Source organism: Aeromonas sp. MR19 (genome assembly GCF_963899305.1).
Taxonomy (GTDB): domain Bacteria; phylum Pseudomonadota; class Gammaproteobacteria; order Enterobacterales; family Aeromonadaceae; genus Aeromonas; species Aeromonas bestiarum.
Genome location: NZ_CAWQWZ010000002.1, coordinates 24,641 through 43,434, shown reverse-complemented (window position 1 = coordinate 43,434; position 18,794 = coordinate 24,641). Strand labels below are relative to the sequence as shown.

Sequence of the window (18,794 nt, the reverse complement as noted above, 5' to 3'; positions counted from 1 at the left end):
ATCCTCTGCAATCCTGTGCTGACAAGGAGTCTGTATGCGTCTGTATGGCGATCTGAGATCCGGCAACTGCTACAAGGGCTGGCTGCTGGCCCGCTGGCTGGCATTGCCTCTCGACTGGGTCTCTGTGGATATCCAGGCCGGTGACACCCAAACCCCGGCCTTTCTGGCCATGAATCCCAACGGCAAGATCCCGGTGCTGGAGCTGGCCCCCGGCGATACCCTGGCGGAATCCAACGCCATCCTCTTCTATCTGGCGCAGGGCTCGGCGCTCTGGCCGGCGGAGCCGCGTCAGCAGGCCGAGGTGCTCAAGTGGCTGTTCTTCGAGCAGTACAGCCACGAGCCCTACATAGCGGTGGCGCGCTTTATCGTTCACTATCTGGGCCGCCCCGAGTCCCAGGAGGCGCGACTCGACGGCCTCAAGGCCGGTGGCGAGCGGGCGCTGGCGGTGATGGAGCAGCAGCTCAAGCGTACCCCCTATCTGTGCGGCGAGGCACCGACCATCGCCGATATCGCCCTCTATGCCTACACCCATGTGGCGGAGGAGGGGATCTTCTCGCTGCAGGGCTGGCCCGCCATCCAGGCCTGGATCGCCCGCATGGAAGCCCACCCCCGCCACCTGAGCCTGCCTGCGGCCTGTCAGGCCGCCTGATGGAGCTGCTGATCGAACGGGCGCTGTGGCAACCCCATTGGGCCCAAGTGCTGCAGGCCTGGCAGCGGCAGGGCCATCACTGGCAACTGCTGCTCAGCAAGGAGGCCGAGTCCCAGCTGGCTGAGGAGGAGGATCTCTGGTCCACCTGCCGACCCGACGGCCTCCTCTCGGCCACTTCGCTGCTGGCAGCCTGGCTCGACGGCGATCTGATCGCGGATGTTCAGGCGGACCCCAGCCGCCAGATCCTCATCAGCGCCTCTGCTTCCCTGCTGACCCTGGCCAAGGAGAGCGGTCTGCTCACCCTGGGTCCGCTCGGGGCCGATCTGGTGCTGACCGCGGACGACGACATGGGCGCCGTGCTCAACCGCCTGCTCGCCCGCCGTTTGACCGTGCCCCTGCTGCGCGAGCCCGTTGCTGCGTCCTCCTCGGCTGCGCTGGTGCTGCGGCCGCTGCTGGCCGACGACGAGGCCGCAGTGGTGCGCTACTGCGGTGACGAGGCGCTCTCCCGTTATACCCTCAACATTCCCCACCCCTACCCGCCGGAGGGGGCCCGTGACTGGCTCGTCAGCAGCTGGCGCAAGGCGGCACTGGGGCTGGGCTGGAGCTGGGCCATGACGCTGCCACTGGGGGAGGAAGTGGCCCCGCTGGTCGGGGTGATCTCGCTGCACTGGAACGGCGAGCTGGCCTGGTGGGTCGGCGTCCCCTGGCAGAATCAGGGGTTGGCCACCCGGGCGGCGCAAGGGGTCAAGTCCTTTGCATTCGACACCTTGCAGCTGCCGGCGCTGACTGCGCGCCACATGCCGGGCAACCTCGCCTCCGGCCGGGTGATGGCCAAGCTCGGCATGCACTATCGCGGGCTGCGCGGCCGAACCGCCCAGCAGCCTTGCGAGGTGAGTTATTGGCGACTGGACAGGGCCATCAGCCTGCCCGAGCCAATGACCCGGCAACTGGCGCCCTGGCTGGCGGACGAGCGGGTGGCCGTGGCTATCCTGCAGGGTGCCGATGCACAGACAGGGTTGGACCATGGCCGCCCGTGGCAGCTCACCCTGTTTCTGGATGAGCAGGGCTATGATCCCGACTCGCCGGGGGGCGCCTCTGATGATGGGGCCTGGCTCGATGTCATCTGCTATCCGCTCAGTGAGCTGGATCTGGCCGAACCCGAGCAGCTGCCTCTGCTGGGTGGTGTGCTGCTCAAGGACAGGGATGAGCAGGGGCTTGCCTGCCTGCTGCAACTGGCCAGCCTGCGGCGTCAGGGGCCCGTCCTGCTCACCCGCGCACAGCGACAGCAGCGGCTCGGCTGGATTGGCAAGATGGCGCAACGCACCGGCCTGCCTGCGACCGGGGCCAGTGCCGGGGAGGCGGTGGCCGGGCGCTATCGCCAGCTCTGGCTGCTGGTGGAGCTGCCTGCCCTCATCGATGAGCTGGCCGGGCATTGGCATCAGGGGCCCGAGCTGGCGTTGGCACGGCTTGAGCGAGAGGATGCCGAGCTGTTTGCGGCCTACCGCGAGGCCATTGACACCCTGACGCCGGCGGCCTTGCTGGGGTTGCTGCGGCAACTTGCGGCTCGTTTTCCTGAGTCCACCCTCCCATTTCTGGACAAAGGTGCTCAGGCTGACCGGCACTTTGTGGAATAATGCCCGCTCTGCTGTACGAGGAGTAACGCTGTATGCTGAGAACCGAGCGCCCCGGCGACATGTTGCCGGTCTATGAACTGGTGAGCGCCGCCTTTGGCCGTTCCGATGAGGCCGAACTGGTCAACCGCCTGCGCGAGTGTGGCGCCGCCGTGGTGACCATGGTCGAAGAGGAAGAGTACGAGTTCATGGGGCACCTGATGCTGAGCCCGATCACCATTAACGGCCTGGAAGGGCCCTGGCTCGGACTGGCGCCGGTGGCCGTGCATCCGGATTGGCAGGGGCAGGGCATAGGCTCGGATCTGGTGCGTGAAGGGCTGGATACGGCGCTGGAGATGGACTGGAAGGCGGTGGTGGTGCTCGGCGACCCGACCTATTACGGCCGCTTCGGTTTTCGTCCCGCCAGCGAGTTCGGCCTGCACTGCATCTACGAGGTGCCCGCCGACTGTTTTCTGGCGATGGAGCTGCAGGAAGGGGGTCTGGCCGGCATGGCCGGTGAGGTGCTCTACCATCCGTTGTTTGACGAGCTTCCCGAAGAACAATGAGCAAAGCAACGGCAGCCCTTTGGCTGCCGTTTTGTTATCTGAATGAGCAGCAAGCGCTCTGCCTTTCTCCCCTCGAATAGCCGATGAGTCGCTGTTCTCCCCCGCTTGATCATCCTGGGCAGTACCCGCGACCATGCAACGCATCTTGGCCCCGTATCGGGATATACGGAGCAAGTCGCCATATCTCTGAATATGACGGTGCTGACTCGCTGTCTGATTGCACGTCGTTGCATTTTTCCGGACGTGTTTCGTTGCAATATCTTGTTACAATTTTTCTCTCAGCAAGATCTGTTTTTGTCTAACGGGTAACACTTTCTGGTTTGACCTCATTATTGATGTTTGACTCAAATGAGGATGTAAAGGTAGGTTGTTGAATATATAAACAAGGAGGCCTAGTGCGATTGCCATGGCTTTAATTGTTCATACCTGCCCTTGTCTTATATATATTAGTAGCGTTGCTGTCATATGCGTATCAATCGTTCTAATGCGGTAACCTATTTTATTTTCTCACCGAAAAACAACAACCATATGCTCGGTCATGATGATATGGCCTGCCCGGCTATTGCCTGAAAATATCGATCAATCTGGAAAAACCATTGAGCACTGATAGGGATATATTATATGAAAAAACTTTCAGAAATAATCCATCGTGAAGTTTCACAGGGTCGTCGCGATTTCCTCACTTTCTCTTCCATGTCATTGCTTGGCTTGGCGGCGAGCAGCGTTTTTCCTGCCCCGGTGAAGGCCGCCATTTCTATCCTGAATAGTGGCACTTTCGCTGAACTGGATGCGATCGACTTTTACGTGATGGCGTCTAACCAGCCCGCCGTTGATTCAAATCGGGTCAACTTTGTACAAGAAACTGATGAGGCTCAATATCTTGCCCAGGTGATGTTTCAAGAGTTGATGAAGTTCGAATTCCAGTATCAGAACAGTTCATTAAGCGAAGCGTTAGGCCCTGGCATGAAGCCTAATAATAATGTGCTGACAATGAGTGATGGCATCAACTCGGTAAATGCTATTTTCACCAGCAATCGACGCTATTTTACCGATAATATGGTCGAATATGTGAGTGGCTTGTTGCAGCACTCATATAGCAAACAAAAAGATGTCACAGTGGCTGACCGGAAGCTGTATAACTCTTGGGATATGGTGAAGGTAAATGCGAATATCAAGCAAGCAGAAAAGGGAGCGCAATTTAAAGAGATTATCGATCAGCTATACTCTGTCGCCACCCATTATTGTCAAAGTGGAAAGTTAACCGCCTACAAAGCAGGGGGAGAAAACTGGGCTCGTCAACTTATCGGGCACTACTCCAAGAATGAGGTGTTAGACGAACTCATCAGTTCTTTTAAAGTTCAGGAGTATCTGGGGTCAGGCTCATCGTTTGAAAAGGCGATGTGGAAAGTATATAACACCATCAATAAAGTAAGAGCGCTCAATATCTCATCCGGTAGTCACATCTCCAGTGATGAGCTGAAAAAATTTGAACGCACCATGGCAGGTTCTGTTTACAGCGGGTTTGCCATGAACATGAGCTGGGGTCACCAAAGCGAGAAATACACAGTCCTGGCCAACAGGAGAAATTTCGATGATGTGGTGACCTTGCTGAAAACTGAAAGCGGTACTCAGCGCACCTTCTGGAACAATTTCTTCAACCAAAATAGCCCGGATAGCTTCTGGAATGAACTGAATAATATGAGCTTGAGAACGAGCACCTTGCAGGATGGGGATGCCCGGCAGCGTATTCTTCAAAGATACCCTGCTCTGGCAGGGGCGACGGGCAGTATGGCTCCCAAAGCCTTCTCCGGTGTGGCTCCCGCTGCCTTCTCCATAGATTCATTCCTTTCCGTGTTCACCTTGTTGCTGGGGGTGGGCAACTTTACCTGGTTGACGGCGACCGATCGGGAGGAATGGAGCAACCCTGTTCCTTTGATGGAGTTGGGGGCGGCCCTTTTTGATGTGACATTGAATCTGATCCAGCTCGGTCGCTTCCTTGATAAAGTGACCATGTTTATTTATGGCAATGGTGAAGGCATCATAAATAGCATAGCCATTAATATGGGGAAATTCAGTCAATTCTTGAGCAACCTTACAGCCAAAGGCCAGCATCTCACGAATGTGCTAGAGCGGCAGATAGCCAGCAAGATGTTTCTCGCCACTCAAAATATTGCTCGGGTTATCAATATATGTTTTATTGGATTGGCGGCGCTGGGAGCGGCCCTGGCCGCGTATAACCTATATCAGGCTGTCGAGGGCGGGGATGTTGGGGATATTATATTTGCTGCAATAAATATGTTGGTCGCCACTGTGGCGTTGGGCGTCGCCATTGCCTCTTTTATGGGGTTTGCCATTGCCGGCCCCTTGGGTATTATTATTGCGGTGATAGGCATAGTGGTGGCCATCGCCCAGTGGATCTACTCGTTACTCAAGAAAGAAGAGATCAAACCTACCCCAATCGCGAGATATACCAACGAATATATTAAACCTCGGGGGCTTGAGTATGAAGACCTTGGTGCATATATTTGCCGGGTATCCAGTTACTGGAAGCGTACTCTGGTATGCGCATTCGATGCAAGGACCATGAATACCGATTGGGATTACGTCCCAAGTATCGCTGATCATGATAACCCGATTTATACTCAGCCAGGGGCATTGGTAACCTCCCCAAGAAATGGCAAGATTTATAACTTTGCCAATATTCAGAAGCCAGGTTACGGAAATATATCGAATTTCTTCACAGCGGGAGCCACAACAGCAATCAGTAACTGGCGGCCGGGGAGTGATTTGCAGACCTGCTGGCATGCCGTTGAGAGTCAGGCAAGCAATAATAATCGCGCTGCAATATTCGTGGTGCTGGGCAACGGCTCAAGCTTTTCACGCGCCTTCTTAACGTCTCACTTGGAAGATGCCCCTACAAGTAGCAATGAGCTGACGAGTCAATTAAATCTGGAGTGGCAAGAATATCCGCTGGATGTGGTTGCCATCAATGGCCTTGATGAGACCATGTTCCTTATCTTTACTACCCGACACATCTATAAGGTGAAAGGTGGTGTAGCGCGCAGGATAATATCTGACTTTGTCGGTCAGCGCGATGCACCGATAACCTATGGTCTGAATGCACTGGCACTCGGTACCAACGTGAATTTGATCTATCGGTTAAATGGTCTGCAGGCTCCCGAGACCCGCTACCATTATCTGCTGACCCGGGATGACAATGGTGACTATACCAGTATGAAACTACTGCGGACCATCAATAATCCCCTGTCCTCAGACTCGCCGATTGTTGGCCGGTTGTTCAAGAAAACCAACAATCTGGTTTCGCGGATGGACTTTATGTATCACGATGGCAAAAGTGGTTATGCGCGCTATGGCGCAATTATGAATAAGACTGGCGATGCCTCATTGTCATTGCACAATGGGGTTGAGTTTCAGGTGCCGGATAATGGATTCAGATCCTTCTACAAGAATGCATTTATTCCTAAATAACGCAGCCAGTACCCTCTCAATCCCTGGGCCATGAAGGGCCCGTATTGAGCGTGACAGTGCCGCAAATAAGCAGCGCCCTTATCGGCAAAACTCAAAAGCCCTCAGCGAGGGCTTTTTTATGTCATCCCACGCTCTGCACTGGGTCTTGCTCAGGCGCTGGTATCGAGCAGGTTACCCTTGCGATCCTCGGCACCCGTCATGCCCTCCAGCTGTTTTCCAAGCGGGCTCTGCCGGTATTGCAGGTAGTCGATGCGCACCTGCTGGCGCTGGTAGCGATTCTCCATCCGATAGATGTCGGTGGCGTTGGGGGAGGTTGTTTCACTGCTCTCCTGCCCGCTTGCTTGCAGGTAACGCTCCACCACGGCTTTATCCTGCTGGTGGGCGGCATAGGAGACTGCCATGGTTCTGCGGGCGCTTGCCTTCTCCTCGCTCTGCGCCTGCACCTCATCCTTCTTGTCCAGTGCCTGGTTGCGGGCCTGATTGATCTGCTCCGGCGTTACGTCGGGGTAGGAGGGATACTTGCTGTAATCGGGCAGCGGCATGGGCCGGGAGCGGATCTGCATGGTGACGCTTCTCTTCTGAACAGGAACGGACGCATGATACTGGTCCGGTTTCGCTCAAGAAAGCACCATCTGTTTGTTCGTCAAGAGTGGGTTCAGCTTCGCGAATCGATTGTTAATTGCACTGCCGCGGGGTAACAAAAAAGGCGCCATCAAGGCGCCTTTGTCGTTTCTGTCAGTCAGCCAAATCAGCTGAAGAACCAGTAACCACGGTTGACCAGACGGGTCAGCAGTTGCAGGAAACCGGCCTGATCGGTAAGCGTAACCATGTCGGCCTGAGTGATGATGTCCTTGTCACACAGCAGGGAGATGGCGGCTGCATCTTCGCTTGCCAGGGTCCAGGCTTCGCCGTCGATATAGCACTGCTGACTGTCGCCGCTGAACCAGACGGTTCGCAGGCCAGGCACCTTGATGGCGGGCTCGCCCTGGGTCAGCAGGTCGGCCACTTCCTCGGCACTGTAGTCAGGCTCGACCGGATTGACGTCCAGGTCGTGCTTGGCCTCGGAGATCATGGTGCCGAACCACTCCTTGAACAGAGTCTCGTCATCGAGGGCCTGCTGCATCAGCTCGCGCAGACGGTGCATCTCATGGGGCAGGATCTCGCCGTGGCGGGTGCGGGGCTTGAGATCCCCATCGCCGTAACGCTCGGTGCGCACCTCGTTGTCGATCAGGTGATCGGCAAAGGAGGAGATGAGCGCCTTGGCATCCGGCGCCCGGAAGCCCACGGAGAAGTTCATGGAAGGCTCGATGGCGTAGCCTTCGTGGGGGAATCCAGGCGGAATGTAGAGGATGTCGCCCGGCTCCATGATGACGTCGATGATCGCCTCGAACGGTTCGCAGTGCAGCAGCGCGGCGTGGGCGGCAAACTCGTTGAGAGGCTTGGCATCGCCGACGCGCCAGTGACGCTTGCCCAGGCCCTGGGTGATGAACACATCGTAGTTGTCGATGTGGGGACCGACACCCGCATGGGGGGTGGAGAAGCTCACCATCACATCGTCAAAGCGCCAGCCCGGAATGAACTGGAACGGCAGTGCCAGCTCGTTGACCTCCGGGGCCCAGTGGTTGCAGGCCTGCACCAGTATGGTCCAGTTCTCCTCCCCCAGGTGATCGTAAGATTCGAAGGGGCCGTGGGCCGCTTCCCACTTGCTGTCGAAGCGGGTCACCAGACGGGATTCGATAACCTCTTCCATGGCCAGACCCGCCAGCTCGTCCGGGCTGATGGGATCCTGAAAATTCTTGAAGCCGCCCTTGATAAGGAGCGGGCGCTTCTGCCAGTAATGCTCGAGGAAGTGAGCGATATCCAGATTGAGTTCGTACATAGGTCTTCTCGTCAAAGGGTTCGACAAAGGTCAAGAGAGGTCTTGCCAGAGGCGGCTGCCGGCCTCGGGCAAGCCCTCTTGCAGACTGTGTATAGGGTGTCACATTAAATAACCGGGGCCCTGTTGCAGATCATGCACAGGGCCCCGGTAACGTCATTTATCCGCTTATTTCAGCAGATCAACCAGACGCTGAGCCTGACCGATATAGTTGGCCGGGGTCAGTTTCTTCAGCTCGACCTTGACCGCTTCCGGCAGTTCGAGGGTGTCGATGAAGGTATGCATGCCTTCGGCATCGACGCGGCGGCCACGGGTCAGCTCTTTGAGCTTCTCGTAGGGCTTCTCGATGCCGTAGCGGCGCATGACTGTCTGGATCGGCTCGGCCAGCACTTCCCAGTTGGCATCCAGATCGGCGGCCATGGCACCGGCATTGGCTTCCAGCTTGGAGATGCCCTTGAGGGTCGCCTGATAGGCAATCAAGGAGTAACCGACCGCCACACCCAGGTTGCGCAGCACGGTCGAATCGGTGAGATCACGCTGCCAGCGGGAGATGGGCAGCTTGGAGGCCAGGTGCTGGAACACGGCGTTGGCCAGACCCAGGTTGCCTTCGGAATTCTCGAAGTCGATGGGGTTGACCTTGTGCGGCATGGTGGAGGAGCCGATTTCGCCCGCCACAGTGCGCTGCTTGAAGTGACCCAGCGAGATATAGCCCCACACGTCCCGATCGAAGTCGATGAGGATGGTGTTGAAGCGGGCCATGGCGTCGAACAGCTCGGCGATGTAGTCGTGCGGCTCGATCTGGGTGGTGTAGGGGTTCCAGTTCAGGCCGAGCGAAGTGACGAACTCCTCGGAGAACTGGTGCCAGTCCACTTCCGGATAGGCGCTGACGTGGGCGTTGTAGTTGCCGACCGCACCGTTGATCTTGCCGAGGATCTCCACCGCCATGATCTGCTTGAACTGGCGCTCCAGGCGATAGGCGACGTTGGCCATCTCCTTGCCCATGGTGCTCGGGGTCGCCGGCTGGCCGTGGGTGCGCGACAGCAGCGGCATGTCACGGTACTCGTGGGCCAGACGCTTGAGCTCGCTGATGAGCTTCTCGCAGTAAGGCTTGATGACCTCGTCACGGGCGGTTTTCAGCATCAGACCGTGGGAGTTGTTGTTGATGTCTTCCGAGGTGCAGGCGAAGTGGATGAACTCGCTGACGGCGGCCAGCTCGGGGTTCACTTCGACTTTCTCTTTGAGGAAGTACTCCACCGCTTTCACATCATGGTTGGTGGTGCGCTCTATCTGTTTGATGCGGGCGGCGTCACTCTCGTTGAAGTTGAGGACTATGCCGTCGAGCAGGGCGTTGGCGGCCGCGCTCAGGGCAGGGACTTCCGGGATCCCGGCGTGGCTGGCCAGTTTCTGCAACCAGCGCACCTCAACTTCGACGCGAAAACGCAGCAGGCCGAATTCGGAGAAGATAGGGCGCAGGGCATCGGCCTTGTCGCCATAACGACCGTCAATCGGGGAAACAGCAGTCAGCGCGGACAGCTCCATGGGGTGAACTCCTGATGTTTGGTGTGGGGGATTCTCATCAACTCGCGCGCCTGTTGCGAGGCCGTTATCAAGGCTCATGTGCTGCTCGCTTGTTGGTAACCGAGAGTTCTTATTTATCGACATAAACTCCGGTACCTGCGCTGCGCTTCACCTTGCTTCCGGCCTCTCACGACGGAGCCCGAGCCGATTCTTAAAAACGTTTGGCCAATTCCACCATCTTCTTGCGAGCGAAGATGATCTGGGTGCGGCTGCCGCCGAGCTGGCGCCACAGCACGCAGGCACGTATGCCCGCCAGCAGCAGGGCGCGCACCTTGTGCTGTACCAGTGGCTGCTGCAGGAACAGCGGAGTGCCCGCCACCTGGATCCTGGGGCCAATCGGGCTGATAAGATCGCTGTAGATGCTCGCCATGTTGGCCAGGATCTGCTCGTCGAGCAGATCGAAATGCTGTTGCTGGCGGCCGATCTGACCGATCCGCTCCCCCAGCATGTTGAGTATGTCCTTGCGCTTGGCCAGCTTGCGCTCCAGCGCGATCAGGCTGACCACGTAGCGGGTCAGCTCGGCGTTCTTCTGGCTGCCGTCGGCGCCCAGCTGTTCGACCAGGGCGCGATAGCCATCACGAATGGCCAGGTGGTTGCCGAACACCTCCAGCGGCTGCTTGGGGTCGGTCACCAGCACGCTTTGCAGGCTCTCGCGCAGCGAGGCCTCGTCGCAACTGCCGTCGCGGGCCACTTTCTGTACCAGATAGGCTGCCTGGCAGATGCCGGCAAAGGCCATGGTTCTGTCTTGGAATTTGTCAGTCATATGTTCACGGCCCTGTCTTGTTCGTTCACCGGCTGATGCCGCCGCAGGCCATGATCCGGCCCTGGAATTTGTCGCTCACGTTCGCGGCCTTCTGTTAATTATTCAAAACACATTCAAGCCCGCTGGCCGAATGCGGTCTGCAAAGGGCCGCGCGTTGCGGCCCTCGTTGTTCATTTATACCGGGTGGCTGAAACGCTGTTCTATGATGCCGCCGCCCAGGCACACTTCCCCGTCATAGAAGACGGCGGACTGGCCCGGGGTCACCGCGGCCTGCTTCTCGTCGAAGATGACCCTGATGGTTTCATCGTCGATCGGCTGAATGAGGCAGGGAATATCCTGCTGGCGATAGCGGGTCTTGACGGTGCAGCGGCGCGGGGCGCGGATTGGGGTGCGATCCACCCAGTGCAATTGGCTGGCGATCAGGCCATCGGAGTAGAGGCGGGGATGCTCGCCCTGCGCCACCACCAGCACGTTGCGCTCGACCTCTTTGTCGACCACGTACCAGGCCTCTTCGGTGGCGTCTTTGCGACCACCGATGCCGAGCCCCTTGCGCTGACCCAGGGTGTGATACATCAGCCCCTGGTGCTCGCCGATCACCTTGCCGTCCACGGTTTCGATGGGGCCGGGCTGGGCGGGCAGGAACTTGGCCAGGAAGTCCTTGAATTTGCGCTCACCGATAAAGCAGATACCGGTGGAGTCTTTCTTCTTGGCGGTGATGAGATCCAGCTGCTCGGCGATGCGGCGCACCTCCGGCTTCTCCAGATCCCCGACCGGGAACAGGCTCTGACCCACTTGCTTCTCGCTCAGGGTGTAGAGGAAGTAGCTCTGATCCTTGTTGCTATCCAGACCGCGCAGCAGGCGCGGGTGGCCCGTGCTGTCGTCACGGCGCACGTAGTGGCCGGTGGCTATGTAGGTGGCGCCCAGCTCTTCGGCGGCAAATTCGAGGAACGCCTTGAACTTGATCTCCTTGTTGCACAGGATATCCGGGTTCGGCGTACGGCCTGCCTTGTACTCTTCGAGGAAGTGCTCGAACACATTGTCCCAGTACTCGGCGGCGAAATTGATGGTATGCAGCTTCATACCCAGCTTGTCGCAGACGGCCTTGGCATCAGCCAAATCCTGGGAGGCAGAGCAGTACTCGTCCGTGTCGTCTTCTTCCCAGTTCTTCATGAACAAGCCTTCGACCTGATAACCCTGCTGCTGCAGCAGGTAGGCCGAGACGGAAGAATCCACGCCGCCGGACATGCCGACGATCACCTTGATTTGGCTGTTGTCTGTCATTAGTCGAAGTTACCAGTTCGTTTAAACGGGGCGTATTCTACCAGAATTTCGCGCCCCCGGTCACATATCCATGCCCTGGCTCCCATCGGGCGCGCAGCGGCAGGAAATCGTTTTTCTGCTGCTGGCCATTGAGGCCAAAAAAGAGCGTCAAATGGCCTCAAATAAAGGCCTTGAGGGCCGACAGAGGCAAGCGGGTGCCCCCCAGATAATCCTGGATGCACTGCCACACCAGCGGGCTGCGCAGCGCCGGTTTGCACTCGGCTATCTCCTCCAGGGTGAGCCAGTGGCAAGCCAGCACGTCGCCGTCGGGATCCTCTGGATGGTGCTGACCCGGCGCCTTTTCAAGGTCGAAGATGACGGCGGTGCGCACAAAGGTGGCCTCGCTGTCGGCCGGTTTGAACAGATAGGTGCCGAGCCAGGCGCTGGGGGCGGCGGTCAGACCCGTCTCCTCTTTCAGCTCGCGGCAGGCCGCTTCAATCAGGTTTTCGCCCGGTTCCACATGGCCGGCGGGTTGGTTGAAGCGGCGCTGGCCCTTGATCTCCTCCTCCACCAGCAAGAAGCGGCCCTGCCAGTGCACCAGGGCGGCAACCGTCAATCTGGCTTGCATTCTCTCTTCCATCGGCGGGTGCTTGATCATCATGACTCCTTGTCTGTGGTGTGACGGGCAGGACGGCGGGCCGTGCCGCGACCGCTGCTGCGGGGCTTGCCGCCGGTCGGGCTAGTGGTCGATGCGGTGCTGCGGGGCCGTTGATCCCGTCTCGGTTGGTTTGCCCGCCGTGGCGCCTCGCCTGCCGGTTTGGCTGCGCTGCCACCCGAGCGGGGTGATGAGGGTTTGCGCTGGCGCTGGGCTGGCGCCAGCTCGGGGGCGGGCAGGCTGAGGCTCTGCCCGGGGGCCAGCCCGTCTTCTTGCCAGTTACCCAAGTTCCAGTCGCCGATGGCGTAGCGGATCAGGCGCAGGGTGGGGTGGCCGATATGGGCCGTCATGCGTCGCACCTGACGGTTGCGCCCCTCGATGATTTTGATCTCGAGCCAGCGGGTGGGGATCTCCTTGCGCTCGCGAATGGGCGGAGTGCGCGGCCACACATCGGGCTCATCCATGATGCGTGCCCCGGCGGGCAGGGTCATGCCGTCGTTGAGCTCGACTCCGGCGCGCAGGGCGGCCAGCGCCTCCTCGCTCGGAATCCCTTCCACCTGCACCCAATAGGTCTTGGGGGTCTTCTCCCCCGGCTGGGTGAGGCGCGCCTGCAGCTTGCCGTCGTTGGTGAGCAGCAAGAGCCCCTCGCTGTCTCTGTCCAGCCGGCCCGCGGCATAGATGCCGGGCTCCTTGATGTAATCCTTGAGGGTCTCCCGCTCCGCCTCGTCGGTGAACTGGCACAGCACCATGTAGGGCTTGTTCAGCAGCAGCAACTTGCGATCGGCGGGGTCCACCTGCGGTTTCTGCCCGGCCTGTTCAGCCTCGTGTGCGTGCCGGGTGCCGGCCCGCGAGCGGGCAAGACCGGGCCGGTTGGCGTCATCCTGTGCGGTGCGGCCGGAGGCGGTCGTGCGGCCTTGGAGGGAGAGACGGGGGCGGGCAGATTTCATCGCATGCATACCAAAAACAGGGGATGGCGCAGTGTATCACAGGGGGCCGAGTGGATGGGGCATGGGGATGCGCTCACCCGGCAGGCCAACGCCCTGAGGGCAATGAACGGGGTGAATTGCACCCGATTCAGTGCATCTCAGCTCAGCAGTCCTTCGATGACGATGGCCTGACGGGCGGGGGCCGAGCCTGCGTGCAGCAGCGCCGTGCTGACCACCTCGTCCATCATGGCGCGGGCCAGCCGGGTGAGGGGGCGCAACTGCTCGGGGGCGAGCCCGGCCGGGATCGCCAGCAATATGATGGTCTGCACCGGGCCTAGCGCCGATCCCCACTCGATGGGCTCGGCGCAACTGAGTAGCGAGAGGGCGGGCTGGCGAATGGCAGGGCAGATCACGTGGGGCATGGCGAGGCCGGGCCGGATGATGGTGGCGGCGATCTGCTCGCGCGTGGCGATGGCCTGCTCAAGCATGGGCCTGTCGCGCACCAGCTCGGCGGGCAAGAGATCGACCAGCACCCTCAGGGCCAGGGATTTGTCCAGCGATGCCGTCGCGTGCCCCAGCTGGGCGAGGGAAAAACAGTAGTCGGGCTGGGCGAGGCCAAGGCGCTGCTCAGCCTGGGAGGCGGTGGCGGGGCGGCCAAGGGGCTGGCCCAGCTCCACGCACCAGCAGGTAAAGGCCATGTGGGCCAGCTCGGCATCCAGTCCTTCGATGAGCAGCAGACAGAGATCGCCGGGCTGGGTGGCCAGGGTGAGCAGGGAGAGCTGGTTGGTCGCCTCCACCGTCTGGCGGCGGCTGACGTTGATGAACTGGATATGGGACTTGAACAGTCCGGCCAGCCGGCTCAGCTGCTTGGCCTGGGTGATGGTCAATCCCAGCTGGCAGAAGAAGGTGAGCTCGCGGGTGAGCATTCAGGCGTCGACGGTGGCGGTTTTGAGCACGGCGTTGGCGTCCAGCAGCACGGATTCCAGCGATACCTGGCGAACCCGGCAGCCGAGGAAGCGATCCTTCTGCTCAATCTCGATGTCGGAGGCGATCAGCACCAGATCGGCGCAGGCGATGTCCCGCGCGGTGAGAATGTTCTCCAGTCCCATGGCGCCCTGGGTTTCAACCTTGATCTTCAGCCCCAGCTTGTCGGCGGCTTTTTGCAGCGCCTCGGCGGCCATGTAGGTGTGGGCTATGCCGGTGGGGCAGGCGGTGACGGCGAGGATCTTCATCGGTTCTCGAAGCAAAGAGAGGTGGGCCAACAAGATAGCGCCAAGGGGCGGATTTTGCCAAAGCTGCGTGGCAAAAATGGGATCTTGGCAGCCCAGTGGTGCCTGCGTGCACAGGGGATGGCAAGGGCCTGGATTCATCTGCTGACGATGGGAGCGACAATAAAAAACCGGCCCCGCCAGAAGGCGGAGCCGGTTGCATTCAGTTAACGCGGATTCAGACGGATTGGGTAGCCAAAGTGGCGGCTTTCAATTCCCGTTTGATTCGGCGGATCTTGCGCTCCTCGGCCACGGCCACGCAGGCCATCAGCACCAGACAGGCGGCGGCTGCCATGTCCAGCGCCGCGAAGGTGCCGGCCCAGCCGGTCAGACCGAAGATGGGGGTGCCATCGGCGATCATGCCCAGACCCAGCTTGGCGAAGCTGTCACCTATGAGATAGGCGAAGGTGCCCTTGACGCCATCGGCCACGCTTATGCCCTGCTTGGGTACGAAGCCTACGGCGGCCACGCCGATCAGCAGTTGCGGACCAAACACCAGGAAGCCCAGGGTGAACAGGGAACCCAGGAACATGAACTGGGTGGTGGCATGCTGGTAGAGACCCAGGGTCGCGATGATCAGCGCCAGTGCCACGCAAGCCACCAGACCGCGACGGCCGTTCGCCAGATCAGAGAGGTAGCCCCACATCAGGGTGCCGACCAGGGCGCCCACTTCGAAGAAGGTGAAGCCCTGGATGGCGATCTCCTTGGAGAAGCCCAGCTCCTGGTGAGCGTACACGGTGGACCACTGGTCGATGCCGATGCGCACCACGTAGAGGAAGATGTTGGCAAAGCAGAGCAGCCAGATCACCTTGTTCATCAGCACGTACTTGACGAAGATCTGGCCCTTGCTCAGCTTCTGCTCTTCGGTGGCGATATCCTCTTCGCTGGCCACCTCGTCAAACAGCTCTTCCACCTTGCCCAGGCCATAGGCTTCCGGTGAATCGCTGCCAAAACGCAGGCCGACAAAACCGACCACCAGGGCGATGAGGGACGGGAAAATGAACATGCCGAGCACGTTGCCATCGAACAGGTAGTTGGCACCGAACAGCGCCACCCCGGCCGCACCGGCCCCGCCCACGTTGTGGGAGAGGTTCCACATGCCGAGATAGGTGCCGCGCTTGTTGCGGGGGGTCCACTTGGTGATGGTGGAGTAGCTGCAGGAGCCGCCGCAGCTCTGGAAGAAGCCGCTCAGCGCATAGAAGAAGATCATGAAGTAGAGGCTGAAACCCGTGCCGCCCATGCTGGCACTGAAGCCCAGCATGCACAGGGCGGAGAGGATCAGCATCAGCGGCAGGAACTGCTTGGTGTTCTTGCCATCGGCGTAGTAGGAGACGACGGTCTTGCCCACCCCGTAGGTGATGGAGAAGCCAAGGCCAATCATGCCGAGCTCGGTCATGGAGAGACCGTACTCCTGGATCATGTCATTCTGCGCAATGTTGAAGTTCTTGCGGATCAGATACATGGTCAGATAGCCAATAAATACAACCAGATAGGATTGCATAAAGGGCTTGAACCAGAGTTTGCGCCGGGCTGCGACCGGCAAGTCCAGGGTCGGGACCCGCACCTGCTTGAGAAAATCCAACATATTCATCCTCTGCGAGATAGTCGGTATTTCCGCCACGCCCCTCACTTTTTGGTTGGTGTTAGAGGTCGCGCCACGGAAAGGACAACAGCAAGAGGTTGGACTGCGCGCCTCGCTCTCCTGTCGATTGAACCCATGCCCACTCCCTGCGCCACTGCGAGGGTCGGGTAACTACATCAGGTAGCGTGACTTTAATGAGGCGCGGCGCAAATGGCGTGAGAGCCATCCCTAGGGGCATTAGGAAAATTTCCTAGTTTGGCGGGATCCGGCCATGAAGCGTGAAGGGGATCACAAGGTTGCGGCCCACGGCGGCCTGGTTGTGGTGGCGATCTGGCGCGCAGGAGAATAGGGGCGGGGAGCAAAAAGTGGGCTGGCCCGGCAGAGCAACGGCCGTACCGGCGCAATATCAGGTGCAATGAAAGAGGCCACCCGCAGGTGGCCTCTTGTCGTATGAGCGCGAGAAGGGGATCAGGCCGCCTTGGCCAGTTCCACCTCGTTGGTTTTCTTCACCCGCAGTTTTTTCAGGGCAACCGCCACCACGCCGGTGACGATGGCGCCACAGATCATGCAGAGCAGCGCCAGCAGCGGCTTGTTGACCGCACCCAGCAGGGCAACGATGGGGCCACCGTGGGCCACGCTGTTGGTGATGCCGAACAGGAAAGCCATCACTGCGGCTGTCATGCTGCCCAGCACGTTGGCCGGAATGACGGCGAGCGGATCACGGGCGGCGAACGGGATCGCACCCTCCGAAATCCCCACCAGACCCATGGCACCGGCGGCTTTGCCTGCCTCGATTTCAGAGGCATCGAAGATACCCAGCTTGCGACCGAGCACGGTTGCCAGCGACATGCCGAGCGGCGCGGCAGGGATGGCGCAGGCCATGGCACCCATGAACTGGGTCTGGCCGGAGGCTATCATGCCCACTGAGAACAGGAAGGCCACCTTGTTGACCGGGCCGCCCATATCAAAGCCAGCCATACCCCCCAGCACTATGCCCAGCAGCACCAGGCTGCCGCCGCTCATGGAGAGCAGCATGGCGTTCAGACCCGTCATCATGTCGGCGATGGGCGCACCTATGATGAAGATGAAGACGGCGGCGATAAACAGCGATCCGACGATGGGCGCGATCAGGATAGGCACCAGCGGCTGCACCATCTTGTGGTAGTGACGGGTGGCGATCCAGCGCACCAGATAACCGACCAGCAGGCCCGCTATGATGGCACCGATAAAGCCGGTACCGGCGTCGGCGCCGTAGAAGCTGCCGTTGTTGGCGATCCAGCCGCCGATAAAGCCCGGGGCCAGGGCCGGGCGATCACCGATGGCGTAGGCGATGTAGCCCGCTAGAATGGGGATCATCAGGGTGAAGGCGGCCACGCCCACGTTGAGTATCTGGTTCCACATGCTCCCTTCCGGGATCTGCATGCCGCTCGGGGTCGGGTTGCCGCCGATGGCCAGCGCCAGCGCAATCAAGAGACCGCCGGTCACCACGAACGGGATCATGTGAGAAACGCCGTTCATCAGGTAGCGGTAGAGATCCGAGCTGCCGCCTGAGCTCTTCTCTTCGCTCTTGCGCTCATCCTTGTCCGCCACATAGGCGGGGGCCTTTAACGCCTGCTCAATCAGCCCCTTGCCATCCTTGATGGGGGCCTTGACGCCTGTCTTGATGAGCGGCTTGCCGTTGAAGCGGGCCATGTCCACCTGTTTGTCACAGGCCACGACTATGGCGCTGGCGCGGGCGATCTCGGCCGCGGTCGGGCTGTTCTTGACGCCGATGGAGCCGTTGGTCTCCACCTTCACCTCAAAGCCCAGCTCCTTGGCAGCGCGCTCAAGGGACTCCGCCGCCAGATAGGTGTGGGCGATACCGGCCGGGCAGCCGGTGACACCTATGATGAAGCCTTTGTCGGCAACAGGGGCGGCTTGCTCTTCTTTCTTCTCGAGCAGCAGGGCCAGCGCGGCGGCCGGGGTCTTGGCGGCCAGCAGTTTGGCAATGAAACCTTCTTCGATAAGCTTGGCGGAGAGCTCGGCCAGCACCTCGATATGGTGGTTGGCGCCACCGGCCGGGGAGGCAATCATGAAGAACAATTTGGATGGCTTGCCATCCTCGGCGCCGTAGTCTATGCCGGCACGGCTGATGCCGATGGCCACCGCCGGGGTGCTCACCGCTGCGCTCTTGGCGTGGGGCAGGGCAACGCCCTCCTCGAAGCCGGTGTTGTCCAGCGCTTCCCGGGCCCACAGATCCTTGATGAACTGTTGCTCATCGCTGACCTTGCCCTGCGCGACCAGCAAGCGGGCCATCTCGCTGAAGACCTCTTCCTTGCGGGTGGCCTTTAAATCGAGCGCGATCAGCTGCTCGTTGATAAGGGTGGTGATCATGGTGTTCTCCCCGCTCCTCGATGGAGCCTGTTGGCATGCCACCCGTGCTGGCACGGCATGCAGACAAAATTGACCTCACTATTATCCCGCCCGCAGGGCAGCACACCTATCGGACAAAGCTGCGGAATACTGGATTTTTGTGCGCCATCACCTCGAGTGTGACCCCGATCGCAAAGCGGGGAGACAAGAGGGATGGGGA

The 18,794-nt window shown here is 59.8% G+C and carries 15 protein-coding genes; 4 read left to right on the top strand and 11 right to left on the bottom strand.

The genetic code is table 11. The features are described from left to right. Positions 1 to 34 precede the first annotated feature (34 nt). From AACQ95_RS01095 to AACQ95_RS01080, 4 genes are all read left to right on the top strand, one after another. Positions 35 to 649 (top strand): glutathione S-transferase family protein, encoded by a 615-nt coding sequence (locus AACQ95_RS01095; protein WP_241280310.1) that lies wholly within the window; start codon positions 35 to 37, stop codon positions 647 to 649. Beyond that, complete coding sequence (locus AACQ95_RS01090; RefSeq protein ID WP_241280308.1) at positions 649 to 2,283, top strand: GNAT family N-acetyltransferase; 1,635 nt, start codon at positions 649 to 651, stop codon at positions 2,281 to 2,283. The genes AACQ95_RS01095 and AACQ95_RS01090 overlap by 1 nt, the downstream gene beginning before the upstream one ends. A 32-nt stretch (positions 2,284 to 2,315) precedes the next feature. Beyond that, positions 2,316 to 2,825, top strand: coding sequence for a GNAT family N-acetyltransferase (locus tag AACQ95_RS01085; RefSeq protein WP_016350073.1), 510 nt, complete (start codon positions 2,316 to 2,318; stop codon positions 2,823 to 2,825). Positions 2,826 to 3,446: 621 nt separating this feature from the next. Beyond that, positions 3,447 to 6,314, top strand: a complete 2,868-nt coding sequence (locus AACQ95_RS01080) for a hypothetical protein (RefSeq protein WP_241280306.1) — start codon at positions 3,447 to 3,449, stop codon at positions 6,312 to 6,314. Positions 6,315 to 6,463: 149 nt separating this feature from the next. Here AACQ95_RS01080 and AACQ95_RS01075 read toward each other — a convergent pair whose 3' ends face one another. From AACQ95_RS01075 to AACQ95_RS01025, 11 genes are all read right to left on the bottom strand, one after another. Then, the gene (locus tag AACQ95_RS01075; protein ID WP_103472006.1) at positions 6,464 to 6,877 is read right to left on the bottom strand and encodes a hypothetical protein; all 414 of its coding nucleotides are present in this window, start codon (positions 6,875 to 6,877) and stop codon (positions 6,464 to 6,466) included. Between the two features lie 185 nt (positions 6,878 to 7,062). Beyond that, on the bottom strand, positions 7,063 to 8,193 hold the full coding sequence (locus tag AACQ95_RS01070; RefSeq protein ID WP_241280304.1) for a ribosomal protein uL16 3-hydroxylase: 1,131 nt from the start codon (positions 8,191 to 8,193) through the stop codon (positions 7,063 to 7,065). A gap of 165 nt (positions 8,194 to 8,358) precedes the next feature. Continuing rightward, complete coding sequence (gene purB, locus AACQ95_RS01065) at positions 8,359 to 9,729, bottom strand: adenylosuccinate lyase (RefSeq protein WP_241280302.1); 1,371 nt, start codon at positions 9,727 to 9,729, stop codon at positions 8,359 to 8,361. A 190-nt stretch (positions 9,730 to 9,919) separates the two neighbouring features. Continuing rightward, on the bottom strand, positions 9,920 to 10,531 hold the full coding sequence (hflD, locus tag AACQ95_RS01060; RefSeq protein ID WP_241280300.1) for a high frequency lysogenization protein HflD: 612 nt from the start codon (positions 10,529 to 10,531) through the stop codon (positions 9,920 to 9,922). 174 nt (positions 10,532 to 10,705) lie between these two features. Then, positions 10,706 to 11,812 carry a tRNA 2-thiouridine(34) synthase MnmA gene (gene mnmA, locus AACQ95_RS01055; RefSeq protein WP_043134726.1) on the bottom strand — a complete coding sequence of 369 codons (1,107 nt, stop codon included), beginning with the start codon at positions 11,810 to 11,812 and terminating at the stop codon, positions 10,706 to 10,708. A gap of 157 nt (positions 11,813 to 11,969) precedes the next feature. Then, on the bottom strand, positions 11,970 to 12,449 hold the full coding sequence (locus tag AACQ95_RS01050) for an NUDIX hydrolase (protein ID WP_172955383.1): 480 nt from the start codon (positions 12,447 to 12,449) through the stop codon (positions 11,970 to 11,972). Continuing rightward, positions 12,449 to 13,393: a pseudouridine synthase gene (locus tag AACQ95_RS01045; RefSeq protein ID WP_445290525.1), complete on the bottom strand. Its 945-nt coding sequence runs from the start codon at positions 13,391 to 13,393 to the stop codon at positions 12,449 to 12,451. The genes AACQ95_RS01050 and AACQ95_RS01045 overlap by 1 nt, the downstream gene beginning before the upstream one ends. 137 nt (positions 13,394 to 13,530) lie before the next feature. Further along, positions 13,531 to 14,298: a PTS sugar transporter subunit IIA gene (locus tag AACQ95_RS01040; RefSeq protein WP_043134731.1), complete on the bottom strand. Its 768-nt coding sequence runs from the start codon at positions 14,296 to 14,298 to the stop codon at positions 13,531 to 13,533. Continuing rightward, a complete protein-coding gene (locus tag AACQ95_RS01035; RefSeq protein ID WP_241280296.1) occupies positions 14,299 to 14,604 on the bottom strand; it encodes a PTS fructose transporter subunit IIB in 306 nt (101 codons plus the stop codon). 214 nt (positions 14,605 to 14,818) lie between these two features. Then, positions 14,819 to 16,225, bottom strand: coding sequence for a hexose-6-phosphate:phosphate antiporter (gene uhpT / locus AACQ95_RS01030; protein ID WP_241280294.1), 1,407 nt, complete (start codon positions 16,223 to 16,225; stop codon positions 14,819 to 14,821). 465 nt (positions 16,226 to 16,690) lie between these two features. Next, positions 16,691 to 18,595 carry a fructose-specific PTS transporter subunit EIIC gene (locus AACQ95_RS01025; RefSeq protein WP_241280293.1) on the bottom strand — a complete coding sequence of 635 codons (1,905 nt, stop codon included), beginning with the start codon at positions 18,593 to 18,595 and terminating at the stop codon, positions 16,691 to 16,693. Between the last annotated feature and the right edge of the window lie 199 nt (positions 18,596 to 18,794).